The organism is Vibrio sp. 1562, from assembly GCF_033340155.1.
Lineage (GTDB): Bacteria > Pseudomonadota > Gammaproteobacteria > Enterobacterales > Vibrionaceae > Vibrio > Vibrio alginolyticus.
Map to the genome: position 1 here is coordinate 1 of NZ_JAWOVY010000243.1, position 782 is coordinate 782.

Consider the following 782-nt stretch of genomic DNA (forward strand, 5'->3'; position numbering starts at 1 on the left):
TGAGTTTGTTAACCACAGTGGGTCTGGCTACGAAAAACGCGATTTTGATCGTTGAGTTCGCGAAAGAATATTACGAGAAAGGTGCAGGTCTGATTGAAGCTACACTGCACGCGGTGCGTGTGCGTCTTCGTCCAATCATCATGACGTCCTTGGCGTTTGGCTTGGGTGTGGTTCCGTTGGCAATCAGTGCTGGCGTGGGTTCTGCTGGTCAAAACGCGGTAGGTACTGGTGTGCTTGGCGGCATGATCAGTGCGACCTTGCTTGGCATCTTCTTTGTTCCGGTGTTCTTTGTTGTGGTAGAGCGTTTGTTTGATCGCCGTGCTCAAAAAGAAGCGCAGAAAGAGCAATCTCAAGAACTCGCTCCAGCAACGGAAAAGTCGGAGTAAGACTTCGTAAGCTTAACTGAGTTATACTAATAACAATAAACATAATAAAAGGGCGCGTAAGCGCTCTTTGTTTATGCTTTCAACTCGATGGTTTAATACGCCACCGATTTTGAATGAAGTCTAGGAAGAGCAATTACGTTTCGAATTCCTCACTAAAAGGTCAGAAAGCATAACATGAAGCCATAAGTTAAATAGGCGGCTATGAAAGAGCAAAAAATTTCACCAATCTCCGTTTTGGATCAAAGCCCAATGTTTGTTTCTGGGGTGATGCAACGGATGTATCGCAACCGAGCGCAAGCAGAGTTATGTCGTCAAAATCAGATGACCTTAGAGATGGCCAGTGCGTTGGCAGCGTTAGAAGAGTTTCAGCCCATGAGTCAACAAGCGTTAGCCGAT

General features: G+C 46.0%; 1 protein-coding gene and 1 pseudogene. Both read left to right on the forward strand.

All coding sequences use genetic code 11. The features are described from left to right. Window positions 1–386: efflux RND transporter permease subunit (locus tag R7Z49_RS24415; protein WP_318112283.1), on the forward strand; the 386-nt coding region annotated here is incomplete at its 5' end. A 201-nt stretch (window positions 387–587) separates the two neighbouring features. Then, window positions 588–782: pseudogene (locus R7Z49_RS24420) on the forward strand (MarR family transcriptional regulator); the annotation flags it as partial.